A 16,694-nucleotide genomic window follows, 5' to 3' on the forward strand; every position below is an offset into this window, starting at 1 on the left:
TCGTATCCATGTCAGCCTTTTTACCGTTTATTCATCTTTTTAAATGAACTTGTTCAATATAATGCTCAGCACCTTTTGTTAAAATAAGGTCTGCTCGTTCCCGTGTTGGATAAATGTTTTTCTCCAAGTTGACACCATTGATCGTTTTCCAAATCGATGTAGCAATATTTGTCGCTTCCTCGTCGCTGAGATCACGGTAGCGATAAAAGTAAGAAGAAGGTTGTTGAAAAGCGGTATTTCGAAGTAGATGAAAGCGCTCAATGTACCAAGATAAAATCATTTCTTCATCTGCATCAACATAAATGCTGAAGTCGAAGAAATCAGAGACGAACATATGTGGCAACCGTTTCCCTTTTTTATTCACTTGGAGGACGTTAATGCCTTCTACAATGACAACATCTGGGTCTTTTAATGTTTGTACTTTATTTGGTTCAATATCGTAAAATAAATGTGAGTATACGGGTGCAGAAGTTTCAGGTGCACCGGCTTTTAAATCCGTTAAAAAGGAGAGTAGTCGACGAATATCATAGCTCTCGGGAAAGCCTTTCCGTTTCATGATCCCACGTTTTTCAAGGATCGCATTAGGATATAAAAAGCCATCTGTTGTGACAAGCTCGACTTTAGGATTTCCGGGCCAGCGAGACGCAAGTGCCTGAATGAGTCTAGCTGTCGTGCTTTTTCCGACAGAGACACTCCCAGCGATACCAATAACAAATGGGACACGCTTTTTAGTGATATTTAGAAATTGATTCATTTCATCATGTAAGCGTTTACTGTGACACATACGGCGATAGAGCAGTTCTGAGAGGGGCAAATAAATGTCTCTTACTTCCGCTTCAGAGATGGACTCATAAATGCCTTCTAATCGTCGGCGCTCTTGCTTTGACAATGACAGGCCTGGGCGTGTACATAAAGCGGCCCATTCATCACGGTGAAATGTTGTAAATGTGTCTGTCGTTCTTGTTAATTCGTCTGTTGTCATCAGGAAGTCTCCTTTGAGAAGTCAGCAAAGTGGACAAGGGAAAGCGGCACGACCACAAATCTACGCGAACTTCTAAGTCTATACAAAGTAAGGACGTAATGTTCAGTGAAAATGTTTTTCTGTAAAAGAAGCGTAGCATGGTTTACAGTGAGAATCAAGAAGGATGATAAATTTCAAGCGTAATGTGTGGGGAACTGATGAGGACAATATAGAAAATGAGCAAACGAAATGCTTTACCATAGTAACGATAAGGAAACCCATTACGTTACTTTCGGTAAAGCATGGAGGAAAACAAATCACCAACAGGAATGTCTTTCATTTGCTCCATCAACCTTGCGAGCTCCTGCTGGTTTTTTAATGAGCCTTCTAATAACACCTGAACTGTTTGCTCACGATCAATTAAAATTGATTGCACAGATAGGGCATTTGTTAATAATGCTGTGACGATAGCAATTTCAGTCGGTGTAATTTTTGACTGCTTTTTTGAACCAAATGGATTTTGTTGACCAGTATATGATTGTCCCTGTTTGTTTGAGGCATCGTTCCACATACGAACCCTCCCTCTACGAATTGAAGACAACCAATGGGCTTGGCGGGATGGTATCAGCCCCAGGATCAGGGAATAAGTCAAACAAAAAGCTAAAAACGACAAATAGTGTCACGACAATAAGAATGACGACGGATATGCCAGATGGTACATTCATCGGAGTGATCACCTACTTTGAGGGGTTGCTATACTTTATGCACATGGGCACAATTGGTGCGTATGTTGAAATCATCTTAAGAAGTAGTTTAAGAAAGGTGCTCCATGGTCATACTGAGTCCAAAGAGTGAACATGCAAGGAGGCACTTGTTAATGGTGATGATGAGAGATGTATGGGTAAATTGGTTTGAAGGAGAAGAGAACGGATATAACGTATGTCATTTTCACGAATGGCGTAGTGAAGACAGGGTGGAAGTGCTTGATCAAGTTGTATTATTACGTGGGGATGAAGCACTTGTCGATTATATTGAAAACCATTTATTGGAACTCCCGGAAGCTTTATTGGAGGATGTGTATCAAAAGAGTTATTTACGGAAAAACATGTCACGCATTGAGCTTGATTACTGCTTTATTATTTCTGATGGGTACCGGATTATAGCGGTGGATACAATGGGTTATAAAACGCCCATTCGTAAAAGTCGTTTAACGCCACGTCAAGAGCAGCTCGTATACGAGACGTTAAAAGACCAAGAAGTGGTTTTTTACACACTTGATTCGGTAGTACCAGAAAAAGAATATCATCTCCTTTCCCCTAATCCAGCTGATCTGAAAGGGTTGACACGTAAAGAGCGTCAGTTGAAACAGTTGTTATATATGGTGCTTGACCAACTGCAATCGGCAGGCACTGATGCAGAATTAAAGTATTGGTGTACGGAGTGGTGCCCTGTTGCTTATAAAGTGCTGCAACATAAGGAAAGGGAAGAATTATGGGATTACTTAATTTCTGGTGTACGTAAAGGATGGAGCGAGTCTCATTATGAATTGTGTGAGGCCATGGTAAAAGGACAACCTTTCTTTGAAAAATTATGGGAACTTGAACACCCAGAGAGGGTAAAGTAAAGGAGTGTTTACAATCATTGATGTAGCCTCTATAATGAACATGAGTAGTTGACGAAGGAGGCACGTGTGAAATGGGAAATATGGATTCTCTTGCATATTTAATCATGCAAGTTCTCACAGTCGTTTTACTTGTAGGCACGCTCGGTTTGTCATTTTTTGTAGGTAAGGTATGGAAGAAGACAAACGGTTATTAAATAACATGTGTACTGCACGAAAAGCTGCGCACTATAGCCTGTCGATAGGCTGTGGGCGCGCTTTTTTGTTGTACATTCATAAAAAAGCTTCAATGAGCATAAAGGAATAGGGAGAGCTTGGGAAAGGAGAAATATGGATGAAACTGTTGAAAACCTTTGGTGGTGTCGCCACATTTGTAGCGATTGGCGTTGTAGGTTGGGTGTATTTTCAGGCGGAACAGGTTTCTCCTTATGATGTTGAAGCGATTGTGAAGGAACGGGCGGAAGGGGTGCATGTTGGCAATATTGCGCCATCTTTTACACTTAAAACATTATCAGGTACGCAAGATGGCTACCTACCTCGCCCAGGAAATACAATCATTCATTTTTTTGCGACGTGGTGTTATCCGTGTCAAGAAGAAATGCCATTCATTGTGCGACTTCATGAACAGTTACGCGCACAGGGAGATACGTTTTTAGCTGTAAATTTAACACATGAAGGGGACAGGCAGTCGGACCTATCAGCCTTTTTAAATCACTTTGAGGCAACATTTGACCCCGTATTAGATGAGCGAGGAGACATACAGCAGTTATATCAAATTGTTGGCATACCAACGACCATTGTCATTGGTAGAGATGGGATCATTGAAGATAGAATTACTGGAGCATTATCACCACAAATGATCGATCAGTGGGTTTCTTTTTAAACATGGGTTATGTTAATAAGGTGTCGATTTTTGTATCTAATTCCTGTAACAATTGACGGGCAGTTGCATCATTGACTTTGTCATAATGATGTTTTCCACCAGGTGCTTCATCAGCTGCATCGGCTTCTGCGACAACTTGCTGTAAGGGGGTCAGTTGTAATGTACTTCCAGGTAAATACGAGTCAGTATGAAGTAAAACAGCTAGTGCAATTTCTTTTGCTTTCTTCGGATGTTCGCCAAGGCGAATGAGTAATTTGTGTGCACGTTCAGCACCTTTAATGGCGTGAATATCATAGGCACGATAAAGGGAAAAGTCCCACTTACCGTTTCTGTACCAAGTATAATGTCCGATATCGTGCAAAAAAGCGGCCTTTGTAGCCAAATCTGGGCAGACATTTTTTTTATTCGCGAATGCAAAGGCGAGAGAGGCACAACGAATTGCGTGAGCCATACCCGATCGTTGAATATATTTTTGCGCAATATGATGGTGATAGATGTCAAGTAGTTTCACGTCTCGCATCACACGTCTCTCCTTTTCTACAGCGATGTGTGCTTATTTTTTAACTATCTATGATATAATAAAGGCATACATTTGTAAAGGAGGGATACCTTTTGGGTTTAACACATGTTTTTTCCAAAGGTGAAGAAGTGGCCAATGCGATTACACACGGGATTGGTGCATTGTTTAGTGTTGTAGCACTGACATTGCTCGTCATTCAGTCAAGTTTGTATGGAACGGGCTGGCATGTCGTTAGTTTTACCATTTATGGGGTAACGATGCTTCTTCTGTATATTTCCTCTACAATGGTGCATAGCTTAAGGCCTGGAAAAGCAAAAGACGTGTTTGAGATTTTCGATCATGCTGCCATCTACTTATTTATTGCAGGAACGTATACACCGATCTTACTCGTTGTTGTTGGTGGCGCATTAGGATGGACGTTATTTACCATTGTGTGGGGGCTGGCAGTTGTCGGAGTTGTATTTAAAGTATGGTTTGCCAAACGTTTTGTCATTTTGTCGACATTGTTTTATTTACTTATGGGGTGGCTTGCTATATTTGCTTTTGGTCCTATTCGTGAGTCACTGCCATCTGTAGGATTATGGTTATTAGTGAGTGGTGGCATTGTCTATTCACTAGGTACGATTTTCTATATGTGGCGTTGGTTTCTGTATCATCATGCGATATGGCATATGTTTGTCGTGGCCGGCTCTGTTTGTCACTTCTTACTAATTATTCGATATGTTTTGCCTGTATCAGTATAAAACAACAAGGATGGCACGAGTGCCATCCTTGTTGTTTTTATACATATCCTTTCGGGAAATAACTGGACCATTTTTCATCGACAGTACGTGCTGTTTTGTCATCGACAACAACTTCATCAGGATAAAAAGGTTTCATCCGAGCATCAATAATGATTGGACCTTTATATCGAATATTATTGTGGACAATATCCGCTTTCGCATAAACATCGTGTGCCGGATCGAACCTTGTAAAGGTCGTCCATAGAAATAATTTTTGTGTGTAGGAGATGTTGGCATCATCAACAATAAAAACGAGCTGCCAGTCTTTAAAGGCTTCCTGTGCATGGTCTTTAAGCCAAGCCCCATAGTCTTCATGGCTTGTGTAACTTGGGCCTGCAACGACGAGACAGCCGCCACAGTAGGGTTTAATATCAATGGCACCGTCGACATGACCCCCTGTATACGTATGTGTCAGTGACCGAATGGGTTCTCCGAGTCCAGTCATAATGGCTTTACTACCGGCGTTGAATCGGCGACCAGTGTAGTCAAGTGTGTCCATGGATGTATCCGTTAAAATTAGCAGGTCACGTTCTGGTTTAAATCGCTCAAGGACTGCTTCTAACAATTCACTAAAGTGATTGAGATTAACCGTTTTGTTTGTGACCATCAGGAATTTTGTTAATGAAAGTTGTCCTTCTCCTAGAATACGAATGGCGTGTGTTAAACCTTCTTTATAATAAGAGTCACGTACAATCGCGCCAGTAAGAGAGTGGACACCTGTCTCACCATAAGCTTGTAAATCTTTGACACCGCTCATGACGAGTGGGTATAGCGGCTTGATTAAACGCTGCAAGTACTCGGCAATGTAATAATCTTCCTGATATGGTTTCCCAACGACAGTCGCAGGGTAAATAGCGTCTTTACGTCGCCACATGTGCTGAACATCAAACACTGGGAAATCGTGTTGTAAAGAATAATACCCATAATGATCACCAAATGGTCCCTCAGGTTCGCGTACATGAGGGGGGACGACACCAGTAAAGGCAAATTCTGCCTCTGCAATAAGTGGATGCGGATGGTGATCCACTTTGGCAGTTGTGAGCTTTTCTCCCATAAGTAAAGAAGTAAACATTAGTTCAGGTATTGCTTCAGGAAGCGGGGCAATTGCTGATATCATTAATGCAGGAGGTCCGCCAATAAATAAACTTGTTGGCAAAGCTTCATTCCGTTGTTCAGCGGCGTAATGGTGAAATCCGCCGCCTTTATGAATTTGCCAGTGCATACCGGTACGATTCTTTTCGCGTAATTCAATACGGTACATACCGAGGTTATGCTCATTTTTGTCTGGGTGCTCTGTATAGACGAGCGGTAATGTCACAAAAGGACCGCTATCATCTTTCCAACCAGTTAAAGCGGGTAAGATGTTCATGTCAACATCTGTGGTGTGTACCGCGGTTACTGGCGCTTTGTTTACAGAAATGTTTTTTGTGCCGAGGTTGAGGACATTGCGAAATAAGTGTCGCTCTTGCCATAATGAAGAGATACTAGGTGGCATGAGTCGATCAAGTGCACTTGTTGCTTGCTGAACAAAAGTTTCAGGTTTTGGACCAAACGCCATATTTACACGGCGAATTGTACCAAACAAATTGGTCACAACAGGGAACGGGCTTCCTTTGACATTGGTAAAGAAAAGTGCAGGGCCTTGTTCCTCAATGATTCGTCGATGAATTTCTGGGATTTCCAAGTATGGGTCGACTTCAGTTGTTACTTCAACGATCTCTTTTTCTTCTCTTAACTGATCCATAAAGGAACGTAAATGAATATGCATTTGAAAAACCTCCGTTTGGGGAGTTGGCAGTATATACGCCAATAACCCGTGTCACTCCTCTTCTATCATACGTGTATTCGCTAAAAAACTCAAAGGAAATCCTGTGAACGGAATCAGATCAGTGGAAAAAATGTGGTATGAGCGGTATAATTTTTGTAAAGGCTATCATCAATTGGCGAAATGGACGAAAGGAGAGGAAAAAGTGCAAGTAACCCGGAAGTATTTGATCGCTGCGTGCACAGTTGTGGGATTGGGTCTCATATTGTTGGCAAGCAATATACAAGTAAATTCAGGGAAATCACTCTTGATGCACCCCCAAAAACAGTTAGGGGAAATGTCATTTGACGTGCCAATTGGGACAACGCGCTTTCTTCATCAAACGGACGTCCAATTTTCTTACCCGAAAGAGGGGGTACGTGGGATTTACGTAAGTGGCCCTTCAGCAGGTGGAACGCGTTTTTCCTCAATGGTTGAACTTGTTGAAAACACAGGATTAAACGCAATGGTCATTGATGTAAAAGATGATTTTGGTCATGTAACGTATCAACCTGATGAGCATTCGCCTTTTTATGATATTGCTAAGCCTTATATTAAAGATCCAAAAAAATTGATGAAAGTGCTGGAAGAAAAAGAGATTTATCCAATTGCGCGGATTGTTGTGTTTAAAGACACTGTTTTAGCAGAAAAACGTCCAGATCTTTCCTTTAAGGACGGCAAGGATGTTTGGGCAAACAGTCGCGGCGAAGCATTTGTCAATCCATTTTTAGAGGAGGTTTGGCGCTACAACATTGCGATTGCTGAAGAAGCAGCAAAAATGGGGTTTCGTGAAATCCAATTTGATTACGTTCGTTTTCCCGAAGGTTTTGAGCATCGTGATGAACAGCTGAAATATGATACGGGCAAATATGGAGAGGGGGATGACAGTCATGTTCAGCGACGTGTAACAGCTGTCACTGACTTTGTCGCTTATGCACGAGAGGCGTTATCTGCCTACAACGTGGATGTATCGGTTGATATTTTCGGCTACGCGGCAACTGTCGTAGATACCCCAGGGATCGGACAAAACTTTCTCCGGATTGCTGAAAATGTAGATATCATTTCTGCAATGATTTATCCGAGTCATTGGACGGCTCATTTTGGCTTAGATAAGCCCGATTTATACCCATACGAGTTGACTGATGCATATGCTAAGGTGGAAACGGCATTATTAAATCAGCTGAAGGAAAACAAACCGACATCAAGACCATGGATTCAGGACTTTACTGCTAGTTATTTAGGGGAAGGTAATTATATTCCTTACGGTGTCAAAGAAGTTGAAGCGCAAATAAAAGCACTGTATGATAATGACATCGAGGAGTTCTTGCTGTGGAATGCAGGCAATAACTATACAACAGGTGTTCATTATGATAATCCAAAGTAGCGTATTTTTCTTTCCCTATTACAAATGTTAATGGTAAGTGTTTAAAAAATGAATGGAGGATGAAGCGTGTCAACATGGTATGAAAAGCTAGCGGAATATTTTCCAATTGAAGAAATGAAGTCAGAAGAACATATGAAGTTGTTGTTAAAGGAGAAAGGTGACATCTATCACAAAGATGAAAGTCCAAAACATGTATTGATGTATGTCGAAACAGAGGACTTTGTTTTTGTTGACTATTTGTTTGTATCTCGCGAAGCAAGAGGAGAGGGCATGGGGAAAAACTTGCTCATGAAGCTGAAGCGCAAGGGAAAGCCGATTATACTCGAAGTTGAACCGATTGATTATAAAGATACAGATACAAAAAAACGGCAGCGTTTTTATAATCGAGAAGGGTTTAAGCATGCGAAGTCTATAGGGTATCGTCGTCGTTCTCTTGCCACGAATAAAGTAACAGAGCTGGAGATTTTATATTGGACACCAGATGATGAAGATGAGCATAGTATTTATGAAAAGATGTGCCATACGTACGAAATGATTCACACATATAAGGATGAGCATTTATATGGTGAATCTTACGAAGAGGTAGATGAAGTGTTGACATTAAATCATAATCAGTCGCAAAAATCGTAGACATTTTCTTATAAGGGTGGTGGAGCTATTGAAGCAAAAAGATAAATTGAAGCAGAAACGACGGGGTTATTTAAAGGACGTATTTAAAAAACGATTGGAGCATTGGAAAAAGCGCCGTGGTCACGTATATCCGCGTCCACAGTCTTATAAGGTGAGTGCTTAAATAGAGATGTATCAAGTATGTGGGGTGTCGCAATGTTCGCTACAGAAACATACTCTCACACATTTTTTATCTGATATTTGTCTAATTTTAACCGCATTGCACTATACAGCGATTCTGCAACCTTGTATAATAGAAGGTGTGATAACGTAAACAATCGGTAGAAAAAGTAGAGAAATTAAGATTGATGAAGGAGAGGTTTCGGTATATGGTCACATTGCTAACATCCCCTAGCTGCACATCGTGTCGAAAAGCAAAAGCTTGGTTAGAAGAACATGATATTCCTTTCGAAGAGCGAAATATTTTCATGTCTCCTTTGTCTGTAGAAGAAGTAAAACAAGTAGTTCGTATGACAGAGGACGGCACTGATGAGATTATTTCTACACGTTCAAAAGTATTTCAAGATTTAGAGGTTGAATTTGAGTCTTTGCCAATACAAAAGTTATTTACCATTATTAGTGAAAACCCAGGCTTATTGCGACGCCCCATCATTTTTGATGAGAAGCGTTTACAAGTAGGGTACAACGATGCAGAAATTCGCCGGTTTTTGCCTCGGAAAGTGAGAACGTTCCAACTAAAAGAGGCGCAACGCCTTGTAAATTAATTAATCGACCCTTCTATAGGTGGCCGAAGCACCTGTAGAGGTTTTTTACATTCGGTTGTTCGCTCCAAGTAAAAAACATTTGCAGGTGCTTCGGGACAGAACCTTCTGACTATTTTCTGTGACATAGGTAAAACATCTTGACAACGGAGATAAACTGAGAGAAAATAAGGAATTACAGACAGATTAAACTGAGCTTGAAACGCGTACATGTAATTAAGAATAGGGGGGAAACGAGTATGGAAATCGAGCGAGTCAATGATTCAACGATTAAGTTCTTCATTACGTATAAGGATATAGAAGCACGTGGTTTTGAGCGAGACGAGATTTGGTATAATCGTGAACGCGGAGAAGAACTTTTTTATGACATGATGCGTGAGGCGACACACCATGATGAGTTTGAGCTTGATGGCCCCCTATGGATTCAAGTTCAAGCGTTGGATCAAGGGCTTGAAATTATTGTTACACGTGGTCAAGTCTCAAATGGGAACGTGAAGCTTGAAATCCCCCTAAATGAGGATTTACTTGAAGAAAAAAGACAGTCAGACGATATAGAAGAAGCCCAAAGCCTGCCTTTAGAAGACGTAGATACGTTGGAAATTGTCATCGGTTTTGTCGATATTGAAGACGTTATTTCGTTAAGCCACACAGTTTCTGCAAATGAAGTGATGAATGAGCTGTACCATTATGACGATCGGTATTACTTATACGTTTACTTCAGCAATGAGGTCATGAATGAAGAGGAGCAAGATAACCTTCTTAGCCGGATGCTTGAATATGGATATGAGTCCGTGTTGACCATTCACCGTTTACAGGAGTATGGAAAGAAAATTATTCCGTCAGAAGCTTTGGCAAAAGTACGGCGCACTTTTTTTAGTAATGAGTAACAGTGGAAAGATAAGCGCATGATGTTGTGAAGTCGCACATCTGTATGTAAATGATGTGCAGGTGTGCGAGCTGAACGCACGAGATTTCTGTATGGAAGAGGTGTAGAAATGCTGCAGGCAGTAAACCAAGATGGAGTAAAACGTCATTTTTTGGAAGCGCTTACAGAAATGGAGTGGCGCGAGCGTAAACGACATGAACGTTTTTTCTGTCCTGTTTGTCAAGAAGAAGTGTTAATCAAACTTGGGAAGAAGAAAAGGTGGCATTTTTCTCATAAGTCACGAGCACGTTGTCCTGCCGCTCGGCATGGAGAGACAGATGTCCATCGTTTGGGAAAAGAAAAATTATTTCGTTGGTTGCAGTCGCAAGGAGAACAAGTCTCATTGGAATACTGGATTCCTGAAAGCCGACAAAGGCCAGATTTATATATATGCGGTGAACGACAAGTTGTGATTGAATATCAATGTGCAGAGATGACCGTCGATCAGACAATGAAAAGAACAAAAGCTTATCGTGCTCAGCGTATGAATGATCTGTGGATTTTATCGGGTGCACGTGTACGCCGACGAATGACACAATTGTTTCGATTTCGATTATTTGAATGGTATATGTCACAAAACAGACATTACGAGCGCTATTTCGTTTATTTTGACCCGCAGTCAGACACATTTTGTTTTCTTCGTCATGTCATTCCCCTGGATGTTTCCTCATGTTTTGCTACGTATACATTGTTTCCATCATCAGAAGTGACGCTTTCCCAATTGTCTCATCCACCACCAATGATGCCATCTTATGAAGCATCAATACTATCCTATCGACAGAAAAGAAGGAAGAGCCCGGTTTATCGTTATCAACATCGAACTTTTTTATCATATTTATCTTCTTATCATTGTCATACTCCCCCACTTGAGGCCGGTTGGCCACTACCTTCCCAATGTTATATCCAAATCCCTTGTGATATTTGGCAAACTCATTTTTTGTTCTCCTTTGTAGCGACGCAACAAAATGGCGTCATTTTATTTGATCAAGCATGTTCTTTCTTGAAGCGCCTATTTGCTACTTTCCCACATGCGATTGTACCCTATTGCCGTCGACGCGATGTGATAGAACGAATTGTGAGTGAATATTTACAGTTACTATGTGTATTTTCTTCACTATTACCGCGCTCTGCAAGTACCTTCGTTTGTTGTTCCCCTCCACATAGTGAATGGACAGAAGAAACAGAACGCCATCATATAAAATATTGGGAAAGTCTATTTGTAAATCGCACTTCAATAGCTATGTTGGAAGGAGGAAAAAGTAGCAAAAAAGATGAGTATAGAAAAGGGAGAGGCGATGGCGGTAGGAGCGAAAAGGGATAGGGAAATCGGGAAATGGAAAAAAAGGAGTTGCCAAGGCGGTGGTTTTCCGTTAAAATATGGTTAATTGCAATTCACATTTTCTTCTTCGATAAAAAGAGGCTGTTCCAAGTGGTTGATGACTTGGGACAGCCTCTTTGTGTTTGATGAGAGTAGCGCTATCGAATCCAGCGCCAAAAGGTGCCATACCTAAAAGGAACAGCTTCAATTTTTTGTTGTAAAAGAAGCATTTTGAGCTGCCGCTCGGCTTCATCCAGGCTAAGATCCAATACAACGGCTACTTCAAGCGTAGCAACAAAATCAAACTGTTGTAAGAAAATTTCTAATGACAGCGAGTTCGATTTCCGAGGTGTAAATCCAAGCATGTCTGCTAACACTTGTACGTAAACCGAAAAAGGATACTCACCAGATATTTTAATACCAGCCTCTTCTGTATGTCCATTAAAAAAAACAAACGTAGGCACAGTTTCGACGCCCATTTCACGGGTTGTTTGCAAGTCGCACTGTAATGCTTTTACGGCGCTCGTGCTGGTTAAATCAGTGAGGAAGGCATCAACATCAAGCGAAGCCTCTTTTGCGCAGGTAATTAAAACTGTTTGGTCAGTAATGCATCGTTGTTTTAAAAATAATGCTTCCCGTAATTTACGTAAAAAAGCATGACCTGCCCTAGGTCCCTGTAGCTCGGCTGCTTTAATTGCGAGTGACACTTTAAATGGTTCGAGGTCCATATCTTGTATAGGAATGTTACCAGCAGAAGACATACTATGCTGACGTTCAATTGTAATGGAATTTAAATGAGCGTTACGCGAGCCACGGCTATTCCAAGTTGTTAATTTCCCTGCTACTAGAATACGAATTTTCAAGTAGTGACCATATTCTACCCGCAATTTTTTTAAGATCGGTTCCATTGACCAACATTGTGAACAGAGAGGATCAATAAAGGTATAAATTTCAATTGGTTTTTTTGTTGTCAGGATACGATCGTTGGATGTAATGCCGCAGACACCAAGTTGTTCATCGCACGTATTGTGTGAGTAATGCTTGATGTTCATTGGTCAACTCCTTCCTTTTCATCATCGTGGTGTTGGATGGTTAATCATATGGTGTGCAGTCAAAGTGAAACGATGCATCATGTGCTCGCGTAAAGGACCCGAGAGTCCGATGTCATCCATGGCATGTGCCATACATGAAAGCCATGCTTCTGCTTGGACAGGCGTGATGATAAAAGGCATGTGGCGTGCTCGGAGTCGAGGATGTCCGAATGTCTCTGTGTAAAGGGGGGGACCCCCAAGAAATTGAGTTAAAAATTTTTTTTGTTTCGCTGCTGTTTCTGTTAAGTCTGCCGGGAATAAATGTCGTACTTCTTCATGAGATGATATATGTTGATAAAAGGTATCGACAAGACGAGAGAGAACCTCTTCTCCTCCAAGTGCGTCAAAGGCGCTTTGTTGTTGTTCAGGAACGGGCTTATTTCGATTGTACGTCATGAACCGTCTCTCCTTATCGTGGTGCATATGAATGGCATAGTTTTGTGCTACTTATTCTATTTTATCAATCGCTTACGAAGACAGCAACTTTGCTGATCGATCTTAAGGTATGTCATTGGCGTGACTGGTAGGAGTGAAAAAGACGCCCAATCTTACTCACGGTTGGAATTGGTTGTGTACCGACTTTGTCGAGAAGATTGTTTAAAACTTCTTGCGCATGTGTCATGGAAGAGCCTTCAAATTCCACTTCGTAATCCTCTGTTTGTAAATAAAAGCTATGATCAAGACAGAGCAACCCATTTTCATAAGAAATGACTCTTCTCTCAGTACGTATACGACCAAGGGGTGTCACATTTATGGGAGAACCTACTAACGAGGTGATGGCAATCTTAACAGGTCCCTCTGGGATTTCACCAGATTGTAGGAGCGCAGACATATCGGGTGTGAACGGTTGGTGTGTTTCTAATAGCCCATCCTGAAAGGGTTGTTTGAATGTAAGTACGGTGTCCGTCTCTTTTGTTCGTACACGAAGTGCAGCCCCATGCTGTTTAAGCGTAAGTGTCTCTGTATCATAGTAAGTATTTTCTTGTGAAATCGCGGTGTAAGTGGGGAATAATTGTTGCAGACGTATAAATGTTTGCTTTTTTACGAGGGACTTCGCTTCAAATTCAACTTCTTTTTTCATTTTTGTGCTCCTTTTATTCATGCTCTGTCCGTTATTATACGGCGAAAGTGTGGTTTGTGCAAAGGATGTGCAGCATTTGTATAACAGTTGTGGTAAAATAGAGGCAGTTAAGTGGATCATGTTTGGGAGGACGATGAAGTGATAGAGCAATGGAAAGTAGCATCGATTCAAACGAACTATGAGGATGGTGTGGCGACCGCAATATTAGCTTCTCCAATGCGATCTCTACCTGTTCATTTACTTCAAGCAAAAGATCATGTGCTTGTTGATTCTCATGGTTTTGCTTTTCTATATATGTTAGAGGCAGAGGAAATGTACCATGTGCTTCGTTTTGAAGAAGATACATGGGCACAATTAAAAGATGCTTATGAGAAAGAAATGTCACTGTATGTGCAATTAGGCAAGGAAACAATACTGCAATTAACGGGATTAAATGAAGAGATGGCATTCCTTCTAGAAAACATTTCTGGTAATAGCAACTATGGAGCGGATTTTGAGCAAGCAGTCCGGCGCATATTTTTTCAAGAAACAACATAATACATAGATGCTTCCAGAGCGACAGTAGGTGACTCGATGAATTGGCACTCGTTTTTAACGCCGTACCAACAAGCAGTGGACGAGCTAAAAGTGAAATTTAAAGGAATACGAGAACAATATGAGCAAACGTCAAAGCATACACCGATTGAATTTGTGACTGGCCGTGTGAAGCCTGTATCAAGTATATTAAATAAAGCCATGCGAAAAAAAATTGCATTAAATGAGTTGGCGGAGAAGATGCAAGATGTTGCTGGTGTGCGGATTGTCACGCAATTCGTGGAAGACATTGATACGGTACTACAACTCGTTCGTTCGAGAAAAGACTTTGAGATTATTTCTGAGCGTAATTACATTCAACAGAAAAAGCCTAGTGGTTATCGCTCCTATCACTTAGTATTGCGCTATCCAGTGCAAACAATTGAAGGAGAGGAACGAATTCTTGTTGAGTTACAAGTCCGGACGCTGTCAATGAACTTTTGGGCAACGATTGAACATTCACTCCGCTACAAGTATAGTGGGGAAATTCCTGAAGATATTAATATTCGATTGCAACGTGCATCAGAAGCGGCGTTTCGATTGGATGAGGAGATGTCTATTATTCGTGATGAAGTGCGTGAGGCACAACGTACGTTAACGACAAAAGAGGAACAAAGCCGACTTGGTAACTAGCAGAGAGGAGGGTATGTTTGAAATTTATTGTTGCTTCTCGCGGAGACACATTATCAAATGAATTGCAGCAGGTAATCGAAAACCGGCTATGTCAAGCTGAATTAATAAAAGACACGCGATCGCCTGATATGGTCATTACGGTTGGTGGGGACGGCACGTTTTTACAAGCGTTTCATGACTATAATGATCGATTAGATCAAACGGCTTTTGTAGGCATACATACAGGCCACTTAGGTTTTTATGCAGATTGGTCACCAAGTGAAGTGGATGCACTTTTGACACACATTATTAAAACGCCGTATCAAGTCATCGCGTATCCGTTGCTTGAAGTTGTGATTCGTTATGCTAATAATAGAGAACCAGCGCGTTATTTAGCCGTCAATGAATGTACAGTCAAGAGTATGGAAGGTTCTCTTGTGTGCCATGTAGAAATTAAAGGAGAGACCTTTGAAACGTTTCGTGGTGACGGACTCTGTATGTCGACCCCTTCAGGGAGTACAGCTTATAATAAAGCATTAGGAGGAGCGATTCTTCACCCGTCGCTTGCATCTATTCAGTTGTCAGAGATGGCCTCCATTAACAATCGCGTGTATCGGACGTTAGGTTCTCCACTTGTATTGCCACAGCACCATACTTGTCTACTTAAGTTAATCAATGGAGAAAAGGCACAAGTAACGATCGATCACTTCACATTGCCTGTTCATCAGGAAAAAGTTGAGACGATCCAGTGTCGTGTTGCGGAGGAAAAAGTCCGTTTTGCTCGTTTTCGTCCATTCCCATTTTGGAAACGTGTGAAGGAGTCGTTTATTAGTGACTAATGCGATGTCCTGGGTTGTGCAAAAAGAAGAAGCGCCCATGCTTTTGCGAACGTTTTTACGAGAGAAAAAGTCAGTCTCTAAGCGACTGTTGGCGGCAGTGAAATTTAAAGGTGGTCAACTGGAAGTGAACGGACAAGAGGTGACAGTGCGTCATTTATTGCAGCCTGGTGACACAGTACGGATGGTGCTACCCCCGGAGTATCCAACGCTTCAACCAGAACCTACCCCGTTTATGATTCATTTTGAAGATGACCATATACTTGTGGCAGAAAAAAAGGCAGGCATGTCAACGATTCCCTCTAGGGAACACCCGTATGGGTCATTGGCGCAAGCAGTGTTACATTATTATCAGGAACATCAAATTCAGGCAACGTTTCATGCGGTCAATCGTTTAGATAAAGGTACAAGTGGTCTGTTGCTTATCGCAAAACATGGTTATGCACATGAACGGATGTCTCAGTTACAAAAGCAAGGGCAATTAAAGCGGTGTTACCAAGCACTGATTCAAGGCCAATTGCCCCCTACACTGGATGTCATTGATGCACCAATTGGTCGGCAAGATACGAGCATCATCACGCGTGAAGTACGTGCAGATGGGAAGTGCGCACGAACGCATGTGAAGACAGGGGCATCTTCTCCAGATTATAGCTTAATCGAGCTGCAACTTGAGACTGGGAGAACACATCAAATCCGTGTGCACTTAGCATATGTAGGGTATCCTTTAGTGGGGGACGAACTATACGGGGGACAGCCAGCTACTTTTGCTCATCAAGCGTTGCATTGTCACAAACTTGCGTTTAAACACCCTTTTTCTGGAGAGTGGTTATCTTTTCAACTTGCGTTGCCTTTTTCATGGTTTCCTTATATGAAGGGGATGGCCTGCACTTGTGAGTAGTGTTGGATGAACGG

22 protein-coding genes are annotated in these 16,694 nt (G+C 41.5%); 14 read left to right on the plus strand and 8 right to left on the minus strand.

Annotation, left to right across the window (positions count from 1 at the left end; translation table 11 throughout):
- Positions 1-31 precede the first annotated feature (31 nt).
- The 3 genes from coaA to BLT29_RS13230 all read right to left on the minus strand — a co-directional run bounded on the left by coaA (position 32) and on the right by BLT29_RS13230 (position 1,686).
- Entirely contained in the window at positions 32-982 is a 951-nt protein-coding gene (coaA, locus tag BLT29_RS00970) for a type I pantothenate kinase (protein WP_090774436.1), read from the minus strand.
- 265 nt (positions 983-1,247) lie between these two features.
- Positions 1,248-1,532, minus strand: a complete 285-nt coding sequence (locus BLT29_RS00975) for a hypothetical protein (RefSeq protein WP_176763726.1) — start codon at positions 1,530-1,532, stop codon at positions 1,248-1,250.
- A 13-nt stretch (positions 1,533-1,545) separates the two neighbouring features.
- A complete protein-coding gene (locus BLT29_RS13230; RefSeq protein ID WP_176763727.1) occupies positions 1,546-1,686 on the minus strand; it encodes a hypothetical protein in 141 nt (46 codons plus the stop codon).
- 152 nt (positions 1,687-1,838) lie between these two features.
- On the opposite strand from BLT29_RS13230, the gene BLT29_RS00985 reads away from it, so the two are divergent.
- The 3 genes from BLT29_RS00985 (at position 1,839) to BLT29_RS00990 (ending at position 3,465) form a co-directional block, all read left to right on the plus strand.
- Complete coding sequence (locus BLT29_RS00985) at positions 1,839-2,585, plus strand: DUF3603 family protein (protein ID WP_090774438.1); 747 nt, start codon at positions 1,839-1,841, stop codon at positions 2,583-2,585.
- Positions 2,586-2,656: 71 nt separating this feature from the next.
- Positions 2,657-2,779 (plus strand): hypothetical protein, encoded by a 123-nt coding sequence (locus tag BLT29_RS13805; protein ID WP_281241389.1) that lies wholly within the window; start codon positions 2,657-2,659, stop codon positions 2,777-2,779.
- A 137-nt stretch (positions 2,780-2,916) separates the two neighbouring features.
- Positions 2,917-3,465: a TlpA disulfide reductase family protein gene (locus BLT29_RS00990; RefSeq protein ID WP_090774439.1), complete on the plus strand. Its 549-nt coding sequence runs from the start codon at positions 2,917-2,919 to the stop codon at positions 3,463-3,465.
- Positions 3,466-3,472: 7 nt separating this feature from the next.
- Here BLT29_RS00990 and BLT29_RS00995 read toward each other — a convergent pair whose 3' ends face one another.
- Positions 3,473-3,985, minus strand: coding sequence for an HD domain-containing protein (locus BLT29_RS00995; RefSeq protein ID WP_090774440.1), 513 nt, complete (start codon positions 3,983-3,985; stop codon positions 3,473-3,475).
- Positions 3,986-4,077: 92 nt separating this feature from the next.
- Between BLT29_RS00995 and trhA the strand changes: the two genes are divergently transcribed.
- Positions 4,078-4,728, plus strand: a complete 651-nt coding sequence (trhA, locus tag BLT29_RS01000; RefSeq protein ID WP_090774441.1) for a PAQR family membrane homeostasis protein TrhA — start codon at positions 4,078-4,080, stop codon at positions 4,726-4,728.
- 37 nt (positions 4,729-4,765) lie between these two features.
- Here trhA and BLT29_RS01005 read toward each other — a convergent pair whose 3' ends face one another.
- Positions 4,766-6,535 carry a UbiD family decarboxylase gene (locus BLT29_RS01005; RefSeq protein ID WP_090774582.1) on the minus strand — a complete coding sequence of 590 codons (1,770 nt, stop codon included), beginning with the start codon at positions 6,533-6,535 and terminating at the stop codon, positions 4,766-4,768.
- A gap of 121 nt (positions 6,536-6,656) precedes the next feature.
- Here BLT29_RS01005 and BLT29_RS01010 point away from each other — a divergent pair, with 121 nt between their 5' ends.
- The 6 genes from BLT29_RS01010 (at position 6,657) to BLT29_RS01030 (ending at position 11,592) form a co-directional block, all read left to right on the plus strand.
- Entirely contained in the window at positions 6,657-7,955 is a 1,299-nt protein-coding gene (locus BLT29_RS01010) for a putative glycoside hydrolase (protein WP_245700967.1), read from the plus strand.
- A gap of 114 nt (positions 7,956-8,069) precedes the next feature.
- Positions 8,070-8,585: a GNAT family N-acetyltransferase gene (locus BLT29_RS01015; RefSeq protein ID WP_090774584.1), complete on the plus strand. Its 516-nt coding sequence runs from the start codon at positions 8,070-8,072 to the stop codon at positions 8,583-8,585.
- Positions 8,586-8,613: 28 nt separating this feature from the next.
- A complete protein-coding gene (locus BLT29_RS13810) occupies positions 8,614-8,748 on the plus strand; it encodes a hypothetical protein (RefSeq protein WP_281241390.1) in 135 nt (44 codons plus the stop codon).
- Positions 8,749-8,953: 205 nt separating this feature from the next.
- A complete protein-coding gene (gene spxA / locus BLT29_RS01020; RefSeq protein WP_090774442.1) occupies positions 8,954-9,349 on the plus strand; it encodes a transcriptional regulator SpxA in 396 nt (131 codons plus the stop codon).
- A 236-nt stretch (positions 9,350-9,585) separates the two neighbouring features.
- A complete protein-coding gene (gene mecA / locus BLT29_RS01025) occupies positions 9,586-10,233 on the plus strand; it encodes an adaptor protein MecA (RefSeq protein WP_090774443.1) in 648 nt (215 codons plus the stop codon).
- A 108-nt stretch (positions 10,234-10,341) separates the two neighbouring features.
- A complete protein-coding gene (locus BLT29_RS01030) occupies positions 10,342-11,592 on the plus strand; it encodes a competence protein CoiA (protein ID WP_090774444.1) in 1,251 nt (416 codons plus the stop codon).
- A gap of 155 nt (positions 11,593-11,747) precedes the next feature.
- Here BLT29_RS01030 and BLT29_RS01035 read toward each other — a convergent pair whose 3' ends face one another.
- The 3 genes from BLT29_RS01035 to BLT29_RS01045 all read right to left on the minus strand — a co-directional run bounded on the left by BLT29_RS01035 (position 11,748) and on the right by BLT29_RS01045 (position 13,761).
- Complete coding sequence (locus tag BLT29_RS01035; protein ID WP_090774445.1) at positions 11,748-12,641, minus strand: ClpXP adapter SpxH family protein; 894 nt, start codon at positions 12,639-12,641, stop codon at positions 11,748-11,750.
- A gap of 21 nt (positions 12,642-12,662) precedes the next feature.
- Positions 12,663-13,076, minus strand: a complete 414-nt coding sequence (locus BLT29_RS01040; RefSeq protein ID WP_090774446.1) for a globin domain-containing protein — start codon at positions 13,074-13,076, stop codon at positions 12,663-12,665.
- A 112-nt stretch (positions 13,077-13,188) separates the two neighbouring features.
- Positions 13,189-13,761, minus strand: a complete 573-nt coding sequence (locus BLT29_RS01045; RefSeq protein ID WP_176763728.1) for a CYTH domain-containing protein — start codon at positions 13,759-13,761, stop codon at positions 13,189-13,191.
- Positions 13,762-13,872: 111 nt separating this feature from the next.
- Here BLT29_RS01045 and BLT29_RS01050 point away from each other — a divergent pair, with 111 nt between their 5' ends.
- The 4 genes from BLT29_RS01050 to BLT29_RS01065 are packed head-to-tail and all read left to right on the plus strand — an operon-like array spanning position 13,873 to position 16,680.
- Positions 13,873-14,298, plus strand: a complete 426-nt coding sequence (locus BLT29_RS01050) for a UPF0738 family protein (RefSeq protein WP_141769825.1) — start codon at positions 13,873-13,875, stop codon at positions 14,296-14,298.
- Between the two features lie 36 nt (positions 14,299-14,334).
- Entirely contained in the window at positions 14,335-14,967 is a 633-nt protein-coding gene (yjbM, locus tag BLT29_RS01055; RefSeq protein ID WP_090774449.1) for a GTP diphosphokinase, read from the plus strand.
- 17 nt (positions 14,968-14,984) lie between these two features.
- Positions 14,985-15,785, plus strand: a complete 801-nt coding sequence (locus BLT29_RS01060) for an NAD kinase (RefSeq protein ID WP_090774450.1) — start codon at positions 14,985-14,987, stop codon at positions 15,783-15,785.
- A complete protein-coding gene (locus tag BLT29_RS01065; protein ID WP_245700970.1) occupies positions 15,778-16,680 on the plus strand; it encodes an RluA family pseudouridine synthase in 903 nt (300 codons plus the stop codon). Before BLT29_RS01060 ends, BLT29_RS01065 begins: the two co-directional genes overlap by 8 nt.
- Positions 16,681-16,694: the final 14 nt, after the last annotated feature.

It is taken from the genome of Shouchella lonarensis (genome assembly GCF_900096965.1).
Classification (GTDB): Bacteria; Bacillota; Bacilli; order Bacillales; family Bacillaceae_D; genus Shouchella; species Shouchella lonarensis.